The sequence below is a fragment of the Klebsiella sp. GW_Kp181 genome (assembly GCF_040062315.1).
Taxonomy (GTDB): domain Bacteria; phylum Pseudomonadota; class Gammaproteobacteria; order Enterobacterales; family Enterobacteriaceae; genus Klebsiella; species Klebsiella oxytoca.
Genome location: NZ_JBEAFR010000075.1, coordinates 140725 through 155825, shown reverse-complemented (window position 1 = coordinate 155825; position 15101 = coordinate 140725). Strand labels below are relative to the sequence as shown.

Genomic DNA, 15101 nt, shown 5'->3' with positions numbered 1-15101 from the left:
GTGAATCGTTACCTTTCCCCGGATTGCGCCGTAAACGGCTTATCCGGGCTACCGGACCGCAGACGGCTGTAAACCCGTAGCCCGGGATAAGGCGTCAGCCGCGACCCGGGGATCCTCCCGGAGGCGGCGCTTAACGCGCCTTGTCCGGGCTACCGGATCGCACGGACCCGTAGCCCGGTCAGCGCAGCGCCACCGGGAGATTTCCTATTAGGAGGCTTTGATGAATGAAACCATAACATTACGCCCCGAAAGCAGGGCATCGACAAAAGATGTCATTATCGATTACATGCTGGCATCAGTAGATGAAGTTGAACAACTGCAGCCCGCGCTTAACCTGTTAGCGCACCCATCGGTTGCCCGCGGAGGCCATGATTTTTTTGTCCATTGCTATGAGGCGGGTACGCAAAATAAAGCAGCTGAAACAGAACCGGCGCTACCTGATACGGTATTTCGGGACTCCACACCGTGGATGCAAAGAAGTGGGCTGCTGTGTGCCGCAGCGGGTCATCTGGATACACTGGGAAAGACGCTGACGCACAATCGTCTGTGCGACCTGGCCGGCCAGTATTGTGCCGGCGCGGCGGATGCCGATGCTGAAACCCGTAGCGGATTTTATACCGTGCGCAGCATATCGCTGCCGGTTTACCGGCGACTGCTGCGGGACAAGCATCCTCATGGCGTCTGCCTGCAGCAGTCACTGCTGCATCTGCTGGCCTGGAAGAGCGAATCACCCTGGGCGCGGCAGCAGGCTCAACGGTTGCTCTGGCAGGGCGGCGTACTGGGTGATAACGGCGAATTTGCGCTGATGACGCTCGATGACGAGCTGCGGGAGCGGCAGTTTGCCTGGCCGGGGCTGTGGTCGCTGCTGGCCGTCACCGGGTTTCTGGCGAAATTCCCGGCCGGGCCGATTTTTGCTGATTAAATAGCGCTCCCCGTTCGGGGAGCCTGTTAGTTGGTCGCAGGATATTCCTGTACGGCGATATGCAGCGTAATTTTTTTATCGTCACGCATAATCACCACCGGAATTTCCGATCCCGGACGGATCTCTGCGACCTGATCCATGGTTTCCAGGGCGGAAACGGCGGGTTTATCGTTAACCGAAATAATCACGTCATTGGCGCGGATCCCTGCCTGGGCTGCCGGGCCTTCCGGCGCCACATCATTCACTACAATCCCCTGCAATTGATCGATACCGCCGCCGCTCTGCGCGTGCAGCGGCGCAATTTCGCGGCCGCTGATCCCAATGTAGCCACGAATCACGCGGCCATCGCGGATCAGCTTATCCATAATCTTGGTCGCCAGCTGGAAAGGAATCGCAAAGCCGATGCCCTCCGGCGTTTCGCCATCGTTGCTTTTATCAAATGACAGGGTATTGATACCCATAAGCTCGCCCAGCGAGTTCACCAGCGCGCCTCCGGAGTTACCGTGGTTGATTGACGCATCGGTCTGCAGGAAGTTCTGGCGCCCAGTGGGGTTCAGACCGATACGCCCGGTGGCGCTGATAATGCCCTGGGTAATGGTTTGCCCGAGGTTGTACGGGTTGCCAATCGCCAGCACGACGTCACCGATATGCGGCACGCGTTTCGGGTTAATCGGAATAACCGGCAGACCGCCGCTGGCGTTGATTTTTAATACCGCCAGATCGGTGAGGGTATCTGAGCCGACCAGCAGCGCTTCAAAGACCCGGCCATCCTGCAGGGCAACAATAATCTGATCGGCATCGTTGATGACGTGCTTGTTGGTCAGAATATAGCCGCGCTGGTCCATGATCACGCCGGAGCCGAGCGTTAACTGATTATGACTGGTGCTGTTAAGGGCGCGGTTATAGACATTGACGACCGCAGGCGCCGCGCGACGGACGGCGGAATTATAGCTGGCGGGGGATTCATCCGCGCTATCGTATTGCGTGGTCGGCGAAAGCTGCCACTGGCGCAGGGAAGGCATGACGGCCAGCAGCAGACCGCCGACGATCAAACCGATAAGTATCGAACGTAAAAGCTTTGCAGGCATGATGCAGATATCGTTGATGGATAGACAGGCGAAGCATAACACGACTTGTCCGGACATCGCACTGCACGCGATGTCCGGAAGGCGAGTTAGCGCAGCAGTAGATAGATGCTTTCGCTGCCGCGAACGACGTTCAGTGCAATGACCGTCGGTTTGCTTTCGAGTACTTTTCGCAGTTCGGCAATCGAGCGCACGCGTTCGCGATTGAGGCCAATAATGATATCGTCCTTATGCAGGCCGGCCTGCGCGGCAGGGCTGCCTTTATCGACGTTATCAATGATGACGCCTTTGGTCCCATCCTTCATCTGACCGTCGCTTAACGATGCGCCCTGTAACGCCGGAGCGATAAGCTCTGCGCTGGCGGAAGACGAGGTGCTCTTGTCCAGCGTGACCTCCACTTCAACGGGTTTCCCTTCGCGCAATAGTCCTAATTTCACCTTGGTTCCCGGCTCGGTCGTGGCGATGCGTGAACGCAGTTCGGCGAAGCTGTTGAGCGGTTTGCCGTTCAGGCTGACGATAACGTCGCCAGATTTAACGCCCGCTTTAGCCGACCCCGAGTTTGGCAGGACTTCGCTAACGAATGCGCCGCGCTGGACGTCAAGATTCATCGCTTTGGCGATATCCGCGCTCATTTCCATTCCTTTAATACCCAACAGGCCGCGTTTGATTTCGCCAAACTGGATAAGCTGCTGAGAGAGGATTTTTGCCATATTGCTGGGAATGGCGAAACCAATGCCGACGCTGCCACCGCCCGGGGCCAGAATGGCGGTGTTGATGCCAATCAGCTCGCCGTTGAGGTTCAGCAGCGCGCCGCCGGAGTTGCCGCGGTTAATGGAAGCATCGGTCTGGATAAAGTTTTCCAGCCCCTCAAGGTTCAGGCCGCTGCGGCCAAGGGCGGAAACAATCCCGGATGTGGCGGTCTGACCCAGGCCAAATGGGTTACCGACGGCGACGGCGAAGTCGCCAACCCGCAGCTTGTCCGAGTCGGCGATAGCGATTTGCGTCAAATTACTGGGCTTGAGGATCTGCAGCAGTGCAATATCGCTCTGCTCGTCGCTGCCGACCAGTTTGGCATCGAATTCACGCCCGTCGTTGAGCTGGACGCTGATCTTCTGGGCCTGATTAATGACGTGATTATTGGTCAGCACGTAGCCTTTTGCGGCATCAATGATGACCCCGGAACCCAATCCTTCAAAAGGCTGCGCCTGCTCTTGCGGCGCGTTGTCGCCAAAATATTTCTTCAACTCTTCCGGCATATCCTGCGCGGGTGACGCGGTACCCTCAACCTGTACGTTCACCACCGCCGGCAACACTTTTTCCAGCATTGGCGCGAGGCTTGGCAGCGCGCCCTGGCCCGGAACTTGTGTCGGTAAAGACGCTGCTGCCGGAGGTAAGGCTGACAACGACAACCCAATGCTTAACGCTAACGCACTCAACAGCAAAGTTGGTTTATTCATTAGTTGCTGGCTCTCGTAACCTGAGGTGTATGGGAAACGTCCCGAATGGCCCGATGTTATTGAATTTTCGACCCGGTAACAACGTGGGCAATAGTTAAATTGTAGCTGGGATGAGAGGTTGAAACGGGCGCAGAGGGTGCGCCCGGAAAATATTTTTACTGGCGTTGCCGAATCAATCGCGCTTTACACCGCCGCGCAGCAGACCGGATGCGCCTTCAGAATAGTCGCGCGGCATCTGGACCGGAGCCTGATCGTTGCCCGCTTCGGACTCTTCCAGACGATTGCGGAACGGATTAGCGTCCGCCATGGTGTCCGGCAGGAGGTTGCTGGAGCTTTTCGCCATATGCTGATACAGCTGGCGGTAATCATGCGCCATGTTATCCAGAAGCTCGGCGCTCTGGGCGAAATGGCTCACCAGCTCTTCGCGGTACTCCTCCAGCTCTGCTTTATTCTTTTCCAGTTCAAACTGCAGCGCCTGCTGTTGGCGTAATTTACGATTGCCAAAACGCATCGCGACGGCACCGATAATGATGCCGACAACTAGCCCAATTAGCGCGTATTCCCAGGTCATGAACATCTCCCGTTGTTTTGTGGTTCCGTAGGGTGGCTATGAGGCTCTCCGCCTGCGCCCGATAGTGCCACTATAACCGCTAATTCCACAGAAGTGGAATCCTGGCGTATCATCACGTAGTGTAGAGCAGCCTTTTTTTCGTCAATCGTGAGCTACGGCATTACGGTTTTCAAGGAATAACAATTAGATCATGCAAAGCCTGTCCCCAACATCGCGTTACCTTTCCGCTCTCAAAGAGGGAAGCCATCAACCTGACGACGTTCAGCGAGAAGCGGTCAGCCGCCTCGATACGATTTATCAAGAATTGCAGAATAAACCTTCGGTAGCGCCGCAAACCGGCGGCGGTCTGCGGGCGAAATTCGGCAAGCTGCTGGGCAAGCGTGAACCCGCTGTCGAAACGGCCGCAGTTCGCGGTCTCTATATGTGGGGTGGGGTCGGCAGAGGGAAAACCTGGCTGATGGATCTGTTCTTTCAAAGTCTGCCGGGAGAACGTAAACAACGTCTGCATTTTCATCGCTTTATGCTGCGGGTACATGAAGAGTTAACCACGCTGCAGGGGCACAGCGATCCGCTGGAAATCGTTGCGGACCGTTTTAAAGCTGAAACCGATGTGCTCTGCTTTGATGAGTTTTTTGTCTCTGACATTACCGATGCGATGCTGCTGGGCGGTCTGATGAAAGCGCTGTTTGCCCGCGGGATAACCCTGGTGGCGACGTCGAATATTCCTCCTGACGAACTGTACCGTAACGGTCTGCAGCGCGCCCGCTTCCTGCCTGCGATCGACGCGATTAAGCAGCACTGCGATGTGATGAATGTCGACGCCGGCATCGATTATCGTCTGCGCACGCTGACCCAGGCGCACCTGTGGCTGTCGCCGCTGAACGCTGAGACCCGGCAGCAGATGGACAAACTGTGGCTGGCGCTGGCGGGCGCAAAGCGCGAGCAGATGCCAACGCTGGAGATAAACCACCGTCCGCTGCCGACGTTAGGCGTTGAGAACCAGACGCTGGCGGCTTCCTTTGCGACGCTGTGCGTGGATGCGCGTAGCCAGCACGACTATATTGCGCTTTCGCGCCTGTTTCATACCGTCATGCTCTTTGATGTGCCGGTGATGACCGGGCTGATGGAGAGCGAGGCGCGGCGCTTTATCGCCCTCGTCGATGAATTCTACGAACGCCACGTCAAACTGGTGGTCAGTGCTGCGGTTCCGCTGTATGAGATCTATCAGGGCGAGAGATTAAAATTCGAGTTCCAGCGCTGTTTATCGCGCCTGCAGGAGATGCAGAGCGAGGAGTATCTGAAGCGAGAACACCTGGCGGGGTAAAACCGGGTACAAATCACATAAAGGGGTCGATCTTTGACCCCGACTTCTCTATAATCTTGCGACCCCACGTTACGAGAAGGTTTTTTTCCCAAAACTTTCTATGTGCCGGCATAGGCTATTCGAAGGGGTAGGTTTGCTGGACAATGTCGTGTGAACCTCAACTGACTAAACGTTTGGGTGTTCACCAACGTGTAACTTATTTATTTGGGTAAGCTTTTAATGAAAACTTTTACAGCTAAACCAGAAACCGTAAAACGCGACTGGTATGTTGTTGACGCGACCGGTAAAACTCTGGGCCGTCTGGCTTCCGAACTGGCTCTGCGCCTGCGCGGTAAGCACAAAGCGGAATACACTCCGCACGTTGATACCGGTGACTACATCATCGTTCTGAACGCAGAAAAAGTTGCTGTAACCGGCAACAAGCGCGAAGACAAAATGTACTATCACCACACCGGCCACATCGGTGGTATCAAAGAAGCGACCTTTGAAGAGATGATTGCCCGCCGTCCTGAGCGTGTGATTGAAATCGCGGTTAAAGGCATGCTGCCAAAAGGCCCGCTGGGTCGTGCTATGTACCGTAAGCTGAAAGTTTACGCGGGTAACGAGCACAACCACGCGGCACAGCAACCGCAAGTTCTTGACATCTAATCGGGATTATAGGCAATGGCTGAAAATCAATACTACGGCACCGGTCGCCGCAAAAGTTCCGCAGCTCGCGTTTTCATCAAACCGGGCAACGGTAAAATCGTTATCAACCAGCGTTCTCTGGAACAGTACTTCGGTCGTGAAACTGCCCGCATGGTAGTTCGTCAGCCGCTGGAACTGGTCGACATGGTTGAGAAATTAGATCTGTACATCACCGTTAAAGGTGGTGGTATCTCTGGTCAGGCTGGTGCGATCCGTCACGGTATCACCCGCGCTCTGATGGAGTACGATGAGTCCCTGCGTGGCGAACTGCGTAAAGCTGGTTTCGTTACCCGTGATGCTCGTCAGGTTGAACGTAAGAAAGTCGGCCTGCGTAAAGCACGTCGTCGTCCGCAGTTCTCCAAACGTTAATTGTCCTCTGCTTATGCAGAACAATTTGCGAAAAAACCCGCTTCGGCGGGTTTTTTTATGGATAAATTTGCCATTTTCCCTCTACAAACGCCCCATTATTACCACTTTTTCAGCATTTCCAGAATACCCTCACCACAACGTCTTCAAAATCTGGTAAACTATCATCCAATTTTCTGCCCAAATGCAGGTGATTGTTCATTTTTTGTTTGGATGATAAGCAAAAGTGATATCACGCAAATGGGGTTTTTACATCTGGCTGGCCATCCGTGGTCGGCAGCAGTACAAAATTCTGAATATACCTGGAGGTTTTCATGGCTGTCGCTGCCAACAAACGTTCGGTAATGACGCTGTTTTCTGGTCCTACTGACATCTATAGCCATCAGGTCCGCATCGTGCTGGCCGAAAAAGGTGTTAGTTTTGAGATAGAGCACGTGGAGAAGGATAACCCGCCTCAGGATCTGATTGACCTCAACCCGAATCAAAGCGTGCCGACGCTTGTGGATCGTGAGCTCACTCTGTGGGAATCTCGCATCATTATGGAATACCTGGATGAGCGTTTCCCGCATCCGCCGCTGATGCCGGTTTATCCGGTGGCCCGTGGGGAAAGCCGTCTTTACATGCAGCGTATCGAAAAAGACTGGTATTCTCTGATGAATACTATTCAGACCGGTACCGCTTCGCAGGCCGATACTGCACGTAAGCAGCTGCGTGAAGAGCTGCAGGCCATTGCGCCGGTCTTCACCCAGAAGCCGTACTTCCTGAGCGATGAGTTTAGCCTGGTGGACTGCTACCTGGCTCCGCTGCTGTGGCGCCTGCCGGTTCTTGGCGTCGAGCTGGTTGGTGCTGGCGCGAAAGAGCTTAAAGGCTATATGACTCGCGTATTTGAGCGCGACTCTTTCCTCGCTTCTTTAACTGAAGCCGAGCGTGAAATGCGCCTCGGTCGGGGCTAAATGATGGATGTATCACAGCTGACGCCTCGTCGCCCGTACCTGCTGCGGGCGTTCTATGAGTGGCTGCTGGATAACCAGCTGACTCCGCATCTGGTCGTTGATGTTACTCTGCCGGGCGTACTTGTGCCGATGGAGTATGCGCGTGATGGGCAAATTGTTCTCAATATTGCTCCGCGTGCTGTCGGTAACCTGGAGCTGGCGAACGACGAAGTGCGTTTTAACGCGCGTTTCGGCGGTGTGCCGCGCAATGTCTCCGTGCCGATGGCTGCCGTACTGGCGGTTTACGCGCGTGAGAACGGTGCGGGGACCATGTTCGAACCAGAAGCCGCTTACGATGAAGATGTCACCAGCCTGAACGATGAAGAAGAGCTGCCTGACAGCGAAACGGTCATGTCGGTGATCGATGGTGATAAGCCAGATAATCACGACGACGATCCGGATGATACGCCGCCGCCCCGTGGCGGACGCCCGGCGCTACGCGTTGTGAAGTGATATCAATAACAGGCCCTGCGGGGCCTGATTCATATATGAATTCATATGTGAATCAGACAGCATCCCCTATCCCGAGCGAAGCATTCATAGATATGCTTCGCTTTTTTTTCATTTTATAACTTTACTGCTGGCGTCGAGTCTCTTCTCCGTCAGGGCAAAGTGTGTTTCTGCGGCGGGCTGGGTCTGCACAGATTATTTTGCTGTGCCCTATGGTCATCCAGCACAGGAGATAGGGTATATTAGATGAAATGGGAGTGTGAATTCATATTTTTCTGGGTTTATTTATTGTAACTTTAATTAAGGTGTTTCTATGATGAATATGTGTTCTTATTTTACTATTGATGCCGTTTATTTATAAAGAGCAGATTAATTAACTGACCTGTGTTTTATTTAACTTACCTGCAGTTCATGTACTATCTTCTTGTAATCATTGAAGGTTTTTACTTTTTAAAATTTGCAATTATTTTTCTTGAGATTAGTCGTTCAATTAAGTAGATTAGCCGGCGGTGAGAGGAGTCTCTTTCATCATTACTTCCAGTGACTAATTCTTTTCTCAATAATTATTGAGGGGATGATTAGTGATAATGATTTAATTGGATAAAGGATATGCCGATATTTTAATTCATATCGGTCGTACTATACATTAAGGAAAATTGATATGTTCTCTAAAAAGTCACTTTCTGCGCTGTGCGTTTGCGCTGCTATTGTTTCTACTGCAGGCGCCAATGCTGCCACGGATGCCAATCTTACGGTAAAAGGAACTTTTACTCCGGCAGCATGTACTCCGGAACTAAGCAACAGTGGCGTCGTTGATTATGGCTCCATGAACAACTCGGTTCTCGAGAAAACAATTAACGGTAACTCCTTAGTTCAGCTGGGAAAAAAATCCATTACTTTAACGGTAAGCTGCGATGCGGCGACCAGCGTGGGTATTATTGCGCAGGATAACCGCGCGAGTTCTAAAGTCACGCTTTCAAGTTCGGCCTATATTGCAGACTATGTACCGGGTCAGAATATGTCGAATACTAATGCAGTATTTGGCCTCGGCACCGTTAACAACGTGAACATTGGTGCTTACACCGTTACGGCAATGAAGGATGGGTTAACTGCCGATGGTGCAGCAGTGGATATGATTGTGAAAGATACGGATGTAGCAAGTTCCGTATGGAAGAATGCGAACGGTGGTGGGTTATATTATCCTGATACTACCCGTATCGTTACCGTTGCTGAAACCGGCAAAACCACCCCAATGTTGTTTAAAGATTTAGTGATGCCGCTGGATATTGTTTCCGCCGTTCAGGACAATGGCGTACTGGGTGCCGGAACAAAAATCGAGCTCGATGGTAATGCCACGCTGAGTCTTGTTTATCTCTAATATTTATATGCTGTCCTTCTGAAATTCGGCCCAATAAATATTTTTATAAAATTTATTGGGCCTGTTAATAAGCTCTATCTCATTTTAATACACACCACTAATATGAAAAAAACGCTGCTGTTGTCGATATTGATATTGACGACCCGGGCCAATGCCAGCGGCATGGTGCCTGAGACATCTGTTTTACTCGTTGATGAACAAAAAGGTGAGGTGTCGATGAACCTCACCAATTCAGATCCGCATCCGTCCCTGCTTTATACCAAAGTGGTTGATTTAGCCGATAGCGATAAATCTATCCGCTTAATTGTTACACAACCGGTAGTACGCGTAGAGCAAGGGGACACGCAAAAGATCCGTTTTATTTTGCAAACCTCTAAACCGCTGCAGCATGAAGAGTTTAAACGGGTCACCTTTGAAGGCATTCCGCCGAAGGAAAAGGAAAAACTGAAAACAACGGTCACAATTCGTCAGGATTTACCGGTCATTATCCATCCGGCTGGCCTGCCGGAGGAGCCCGCGCCGTGGAAGCATCTGGTCTGGCGCAAAAAGGGCGGCCAGGTGGAGATCAGTAATCCGAGCGACTATGTCGTCAGGATGACGGCCATGTTTAATACTTTGCCGTCAGGTTCTCCCGGCGAGTTAGCGAAAACGTATCTCCTGCCGCACACCAGCGTCAGCGTAAAATTACCTGCTAAAGCGGGAGCGGATACGAAAGTCGAGTTTTATCCGGCAAGCCGCTATGGATATAAAGGAGAGCGCTACATCACCTCGTTGCAGTAACCATGTTCAAGGATGAACGGAATGCTCAGGAAAAAGCTGTTGGCCTGTCTTATCGGGTTGGGAAGCGCTCAACTGGCGGTAGCTGAAGAGGCCAAAAAGAGCGCGATAGAATTTGATAGTGAAACCTTAACGTCTTTGGGTATCGATCCGCAAATTGCGCATTATTTCTCCTCAGAAGCCAAATTCCTGCCAGGGGCGACCTCGGTTATGCTGGGCGTTAACGGTAAGGATAAGGGGAATATCGTTGCCCACTTTGATGATGACGGCCAGCTGTGTTTCGATAAAGCGTTTATGGAACAGGCCGGTGTTCACCAGCCCAGGAACGATAGCGAGGGCTGCTATGACTATTTACAGGCCCATCCTGAAACGATCCTAAAAGCGTCGCCCGGAAAAGGGCGAATCGATCTGATATTACCGCAGGAGCAATTAGTTAGCCAAAGTACCGACCTCAGCGGATACGACACGAGCGGTACGGCTGGGGTGCTGAATTACACCTTTTTCGCTTCGCGCAACGATTATAGCGGCGGTCATTCCGAGTATTCGCAGCTGATGCTGGACGGTGGTCTAAACGTGAATACCTGGCTGCTGCGTAGCCATCAGCTATTAAGCCGTGCGAATAATCAGTTTACCAGCGAAAATTCGCAGACCTACCTGCAGCGCACCTTTACGCAGATAAAAAGCACCGTTAAGGCCGGAGAGGTAGGCATGAATAATCCTTTGCTCGACGGCGCCGAGCTATACGGTATCTCCTTTGTGCCGGAGAGCGCCCTTAACGATGCCGGGAGCGGCGTGCTGGTAACCGGGATCGCCAGTACCCCGCAGGCGCGGGTTGAGATTCGCCAGCAAGGGATCATGGTGTATTCCACTTTAGTGCCTGCCGGCCCCTTTACCTTAACGGATATTCCTCTGCGCAACGTCACCAGCGATCTGACGATCACCGTTATTGAGACCGATGGCAGCCAGCATAGCCAGGTGGTTCCCGCCTCATTGTATCGCTCCGGGCTGGGGCCTGCGGGCGGATATCAATTTTCATTAGGCCGGGTGGGCGATGCATATAGCCAGCAGCCCTGGGTAGCCAGCCTGGCTGGCGGCTGGAAGCTGAATGCCAGGCATAATTTAACTAGCGGCGCGATCGTTGCCCAGAGCTACCAGGCCTTAGGAATACGCGTTGACTCAGCACTGCCGCAGGAAATTTCGCTTTCCCTTCAGATTAACCAGGCGTTCGATCGCGATAATGCGCAGCAGGGCCAGAAGTACAATCTATCGGCCTCCTGTGCAACACCGTCCGGTTTTGGGCTGAATGCTTCGTTGAGCAAATACTCTGAAGAGTATCGTGAGTTTTCTCAGGCTATTGATAAGAGTTTTAGCGCCACCAATAAAATGGAGTACTCATTGGGCGCGAGCTGGGGACACCCTGTTATAGGTACGATGAGCGCCAGCTTCTATGATGTAACAGGGTTCGATAGCCACAATAATTCTCGCTACGCGACGCTTAACTGGGGAAAGAGTTTTAGCGCATTTTCCGTATCGGCAAGCTGGCAGCGCCAGCTCAGCGGCGGAAGTATCGAACAAAGCAATGATAATATTTTTTACCTGAACCTGAATATTCCCTTCCAGCAGCATTCGGTCAACGCTTACGCGCGCAGTGAAAAAGGGCGGAAGAGATTCGGTACTTCGGTAACGGGCACTATCAGCGATGACACCACTTATACCCTCGGCGCCGAACGTGACCAGACCGAGAGTCGGAACAGCTTCAGCGGCGGGGTAAATCAGAATCTGCATTACACGCAGCTAAGTATGAATGCGAGTACCAACGGTTCGCAGAGCCATAGCTATTCCGGAACGCTGCGCGGGGGAATGGCCGCCCACCGCCATGGTGTGACTTTTACACCGTGGGCGATTCGCGACACCTTTGCCATTGCCAGCCTGGATAAGCCGGTTTCCGGAGTGCGCATCGAGACATCGCAGGGGCCGGTGTGGACTGACTTCAGCGGTCAGGCTGTCATCCCTTCCGTTTCGGCCTGGCGAGATGCAGTCGTTGAAATCAACACTGGGACTTTGCCAAAGAATATGGATATTGGCAATGGGCTCAGAATGCTCAAGCAAGGCCGAGGGGCCGTAGGCAAAATCCGCTTTTCTACCATCACGGAACGCCGGGTATTGCTGAGTGTCACGATGGGGAACGGTGATCCGCTGCCGAAGGGGGTCGCCGTAACGGATTCAGCGGGCAATTACTTAACGACTTCCGTCGATGACGGCGTGCTTTTTTTGAACAACCTCACAGGGAGACAAACATTGGTGGCGAAACTGGAAAAGGGAAGTTGCCGCATCTCACTAACGCTGCCTGAAGCGCCAGACGCAGATGCGTTCTATGAAAATGCCAGCGGGGTATGTCAATGATTCGTCTATGGCTGGGCCTTAGCCTGCTGGCGTTTTCCGGCACCCTTCTGGCCGGATGCGAATTAAATAGCACGCAGCGTTCGGTTGACTATCTGCCCGTTCGCCCGGCAGAACGTCAGCAGGCGGGAGATAAGCCTGTGGTACTTCCGGAAAAGCAGTTCGTCCTGCATGTACATTGTGATAAGCCACAACGTATTCGGCTTTTCTTCGGTAGCGCCTATGCGCAAAACGGCAGGTTCGCACTTGGCAATCGTGGGGAAATGAATATTACCGCCGGGCAAGCGGTGGCTGACGATCGCGACGTGATGCTGGTCCCTGTACGGAGCGCCGGGGCGCCGATTACCGCTGAAGCAGCAAAGCGATCCCGCATTGTGCTCAATCAAGGGATCGCCTTTGTACAGGGAGAAGAGATTGAAGCCAGTCAGCTCTCTGTGGTTCTGAACGTGGCTTCAATGATGGAGAGCCAGGCGATTACGGATCGCGTAACGTATCGTGGGAATCTGCAGATCAGGGTGGTAACTCCATGAGGTACGCCTTTGTTTTATTCGCGCTTTTACTCAGTCCGATCCTTCACGCCGGCGACAACCTTAGTATTGATTTTACCGTGACCGCAGAAGCGGCGGCGTGCACGCCAACGCTGAGCCATAACGGCATCGTAGATTTCGGTGAACGGCATGTCGGGTCGCTATCAACGTCCGCATTTACCCAGCTAGGCGTGCGGGATATTACCTTAACGATTACCTGCGAATCCTCCACCGGGATCGCTATTACGGCGAGAGATGCGCGATCCAGTTCCGCTATCACGGGAAAAGATACACACGGCCATGAGGGAGTGCTTTTTCAGGTCAATGGCGGCGGATACATAAGCGACAAATTACGGCTTTTTGGTCTGGGTATGACGATGGAAAATAAACCTATTGGCAGCTATGCGATGCAAATCGATTCCGCCAATACCATCGCGGTTGATGATAAAAAAGTTGCCGTTGATATCGCCGGATCGGCCAGCAAGGAGGGACCGTGGGAAGTTTCCTCGCTTTTACCGCTCCCAACGGGACAGGACTATTTCTATACCTTTGTTAAAAAAGGCTCTTCGGTGCCGCAGCCAATCACGGCGGCAACGGTGCCTCTGCAGATAAGCGCATCGGTGGGAAGTAATCTCAGGAGCGGGCAAAAGGTGACGTTGGACGGCGAGGCGGTAATCAGTATTGTCTATCTCTGAATGAATAAGCTTGCGGGCTCCGGGACCCGCAAGCTTTTTTCGTTACACTTCCAGGTAGTTCAGGATGCCGTCAGCCGCCTTACGGCCTTCGGCAATCGCGGTGACCACCAGGTCAGAGCCGCGAACGATATCGCCGCCGGCGAAGATTTTCGGGTTGCTGGTCTGGAAAGCATTGTCGCTGCCTTCCGGCGCAATCACGCGGCCCTGAGAATCGAGCTCAACGCTGTGCTTCGCCAGCCATTCCATGCTGTGCGGACGGAAACCAAATGCCATGACTACGGCATCTGCTGGCACCACATGTTCTGAGCCGGCAACGATTTCCGCGCGGCGGCGGCCTTTCGCATCCGGCTGGCCCATCTCCGTACGCGCCATCTTCACGCCGCAGACTTTACCGTTGGCATTCACTTCAATGCCCAGCGGCTGAACGTTGAACTGGAATTCCACGCCTTCTTCCCGCGCGTTTTTCACTTCGCGCTTCGAGCCCGGCATGTTCTCTTCATCACGGCGATAGGCGCAGATGACGTGAGTCGCGTTCTGGCGAATCGAGGTACGCACGCAGTCCATTGCGGTGTCGCCACCGCCAAGAACCACGACGCGTTTGCCTTCCATGCTGACGTACGGCTCGTCCGCCGTTTCACCAAAGCCCATGATCTGCTTGGTATTGGCGATCAGGAAGGGCAGCGCATCAAAGACGCCGCTGGCGTCTTCGTTTTCCAGACCGCCGCGCATTGACTGATAGGTACCAACGCCGAGGAATACCGCATCGTACTCTTTCAGCAGATCGTCGAGCTGTACATCGCGACCCACCTCGGTATTGAGTTTGAACTCAATGCCCATACCGGTAAAGATCTCGCGACGACGGGTCATCACCTCTTTTTCCAGCTTAAAGGCTGGAATACCAAAGGTCAGGAGGCCGCCGATCTCCGGATGGCGATCGAAGACTACCGCCTTCACGCCGTTACGGGTCAATACGTCGGCGCACGCCAGACCTGCCGGACCCGCGCCGATAATGGCGACGGTTTTGCCGGTTTGTTTCACGCCGCTAAGGTCAGGACGCCAGCCCATTTCGAACGCTTTATCGTTGATATAACGCTCAATGTTACCGATGGTTACCGCGCCGAACTCATCGTTCAGGGTGCAGGAACCTTCGCACAGGCGGTCCTGCGGGCAAACCCGTCCGCAGACTTCCGGTAGGGTATTGGTCTGATGCGACAGCTCAGCCGCTTCGAAAATACGTCCTTCATTAGCCAGCTTCAGCCAGTTCGGGATGTAGTTATGCACCGGGCATTTCCATTCGCAGTACGGGTTGCCGCAGGACAGGCAGCGATCTGCCTGTGCTTTAGCCTGGCCTTCTGAAAACGGCTCGTAAATTTCCACAAATTCAATTTTACGGATCTTCAGCGCTTTTTTAGGCGGATCAACTCGCTGTAAGTCGATAAATTGATAGACATTCTGACTCATCTTAACCCC

Annotated in this window: 15 protein-coding genes; 11 read left to right on the top strand and 4 right to left on the bottom strand. The window is 53.2% G+C overall.

Annotated elements, in window-relative coordinates:
• Nucleotides 1-220: 220 nt before the first annotated feature.
• Nucleotides 221-922: a hypothetical protein gene (locus ABLV11_RS19890; protein WP_126489600.1), complete on the top strand. Its 702-nt coding sequence runs from the start codon at nt 221-223 to the stop codon at nt 920-922.
• Between the two features lie 26 nt (nt 923-948).
• Here the strand turns inward: ABLV11_RS19890 and degS are convergent, their stop codons facing one another.
• The 3 genes from degS to zapG form a co-directional block, all read right to left on the bottom strand.
• Nucleotides 949-2010, bottom strand: coding sequence for an outer membrane-stress sensor serine endopeptidase DegS (degS, locus tag ABLV11_RS19885; RefSeq protein ID WP_024274763.1), 1062 nt, complete (start codon nt 2008-2010; stop codon nt 949-951).
• Nucleotides 2011-2096: 86 nt separating this feature from the next.
• Nucleotides 2097-3464: a serine endoprotease DegQ gene (gene degQ, locus ABLV11_RS19880; RefSeq protein ID WP_224329710.1), complete on the bottom strand. Its 1368-nt coding sequence runs from the start codon at nt 3462-3464 to the stop codon at nt 2097-2099.
• A 172-nt stretch (nt 3465-3636) separates the two neighbouring features.
• The gene (zapG, locus tag ABLV11_RS19875) at nt 3637-4035 is read right to left on the bottom strand and encodes a Z-ring associated protein ZapG (protein WP_004106204.1); all 399 of its coding nucleotides are present in this window, start codon (nt 4033-4035) and stop codon (nt 3637-3639) included.
• Between the two features lie 190 nt (nt 4036-4225).
• On the opposite strand from zapG, the gene zapE reads away from it, so the two are divergent.
• From zapE to ABLV11_RS19825, 10 genes are all read left to right on the top strand, one after another.
• Entirely contained in the window at nt 4226-5359 is a 1134-nt protein-coding gene (gene zapE, locus ABLV11_RS19870; RefSeq protein ID WP_004106202.1) for a cell division protein ZapE, read from the top strand.
• A gap of 219 nt (nt 5360-5578) precedes the next feature.
• Complete coding sequence (gene rplM / locus ABLV11_RS19865; RefSeq protein ID WP_004106200.1) at nt 5579-6007, top strand: 50S ribosomal protein L13; 429 nt, start codon at nt 5579-5581, stop codon at nt 6005-6007.
• 15 nt (nt 6008-6022) lie between these two features.
• Nucleotides 6023-6415, top strand: a complete 393-nt coding sequence (gene rpsI, locus ABLV11_RS19860) for a 30S ribosomal protein S9 (RefSeq protein ID WP_000829815.1) — start codon at nt 6023-6025, stop codon at nt 6413-6415.
• 311 nt (nt 6416-6726) lie between these two features.
• Nucleotides 6727-7365, top strand: a complete 639-nt coding sequence (sspA, locus tag ABLV11_RS19855) for a stringent starvation protein SspA (RefSeq protein WP_004106197.1) — start codon at nt 6727-6729, stop codon at nt 7363-7365.
• Between the two features lie 3 nt (nt 7366-7368).
• Nucleotides 7369-7857: a ClpXP protease specificity-enhancing factor gene (gene sspB / locus ABLV11_RS19850; protein ID WP_024274762.1), complete on the top strand. Its 489-nt coding sequence runs from the start codon at nt 7369-7371 to the stop codon at nt 7855-7857.
• 658 nt (nt 7858-8515) lie between these two features.
• Entirely contained in the window at nt 8516-9232 is a 717-nt protein-coding gene (locus ABLV11_RS19845; protein WP_126489598.1) for a DUF1120 domain-containing protein, read from the top strand.
• A 102-nt stretch (nt 9233-9334) separates the two neighbouring features.
• Nucleotides 9335-10012: a fimbria/pilus chaperone family protein gene (locus ABLV11_RS19840; protein WP_126489597.1), complete on the top strand. Its 678-nt coding sequence runs from the start codon at nt 9335-9337 to the stop codon at nt 10010-10012.
• Nucleotides 10013-10033: 21 nt separating this feature from the next.
• Nucleotides 10034-12412, top strand: a complete 2379-nt coding sequence (locus ABLV11_RS19835; RefSeq protein WP_126489596.1) for a fimbrial biogenesis usher protein — start codon at nt 10034-10036, stop codon at nt 12410-12412.
• Complete coding sequence (locus ABLV11_RS19830) at nt 12409-12939, top strand: hypothetical protein (protein ID WP_134883672.1); 531 nt, start codon at nt 12409-12411, stop codon at nt 12937-12939. The genes ABLV11_RS19835 and ABLV11_RS19830 overlap by 4 nt, the downstream gene beginning before the upstream one ends.
• On the top strand, nt 12936-13631 hold the full coding sequence (locus ABLV11_RS19825; RefSeq protein ID WP_016809821.1) for a DUF1120 domain-containing protein: 696 nt from the start codon (nt 12936-12938) through the stop codon (nt 13629-13631). The genes ABLV11_RS19830 and ABLV11_RS19825 overlap by 4 nt, the downstream gene beginning before the upstream one ends.
• Nucleotides 13632-13673: 42 nt before the next feature.
• Here ABLV11_RS19825 and gltD read toward each other — a convergent pair whose 3' ends face one another.
• Complete coding sequence (gene gltD / locus ABLV11_RS19820; RefSeq protein WP_023321685.1) at nt 13674-15092, bottom strand: glutamate synthase subunit GltD; 1419 nt, start codon at nt 15090-15092, stop codon at nt 13674-13676.
• Nucleotides 15093-15101: the final 9 nt, after the last annotated feature.

Coding starts and splice junctions, on each gene's coding strand:
- ABLV11_RS19890 (WP_126489600.1), top strand. CDS start 221: ATGAATGAAACCATAACATTACGCCCCGAAAGCAGGGCATCGACAAAA.
- degS (WP_024274763.1), bottom strand. CDS start 2,010: ATGCCTGCAAAGCTTTTACGTTCGATACTTATCGGTTTGATCGTCGGC.
- degQ (WP_224329710.1), bottom strand. CDS start 3,464: ATGAATAAACCAACTTTGCTGTTGAGTGCGTTAGCGTTAAGCATTGGG.
- zapG (WP_004106204.1), bottom strand. CDS start 4,035: ATGACCTGGGAATACGCGCTAATTGGGCTAGTTGTCGGCATCATTATC.
- zapE (WP_004106202.1), top strand. CDS start 4,226: ATGCAAAGCCTGTCCCCAACATCGCGTTACCTTTCCGCTCTCAAAGAG.
- rplM (WP_004106200.1), top strand. CDS start 5,579: ATGAAAACTTTTACAGCTAAACCAGAAACCGTAAAACGCGACTGGTAT.
- rpsI (WP_000829815.1), top strand. CDS start 6,023: ATGGCTGAAAATCAATACTACGGCACCGGTCGCCGCAAAAGTTCCGCA.
- sspA (WP_004106197.1), top strand. CDS start 6,727: ATGGCTGTCGCTGCCAACAAACGTTCGGTAATGACGCTGTTTTCTGGT.
- sspB (WP_024274762.1), top strand. CDS start 7,369: ATGGATGTATCACAGCTGACGCCTCGTCGCCCGTACCTGCTGCGGGCG.
- ABLV11_RS19845 (WP_126489598.1), top strand. CDS start 8,516: ATGTTCTCTAAAAAGTCACTTTCTGCGCTGTGCGTTTGCGCTGCTATT.
- ABLV11_RS19840 (WP_126489597.1), top strand. CDS start 9,335: ATGAAAAAAACGCTGCTGTTGTCGATATTGATATTGACGACCCGGGCC.
- ABLV11_RS19835 (WP_126489596.1), top strand. CDS start 10,034: ATGCTCAGGAAAAAGCTGTTGGCCTGTCTTATCGGGTTGGGAAGCGCT.
- ABLV11_RS19830 (WP_134883672.1), top strand. CDS start 12,409: ATGATTCGTCTATGGCTGGGCCTTAGCCTGCTGGCGTTTTCCGGCACC.
- ABLV11_RS19825 (WP_016809821.1), top strand. CDS start 12,936: ATGAGGTACGCCTTTGTTTTATTCGCGCTTTTACTCAGTCCGATCCTT.
- gltD (WP_023321685.1), bottom strand. CDS start 15,092: ATGAGTCAGAATGTCTATCAATTTATCGACTTACAGCGAGTTGATCCG.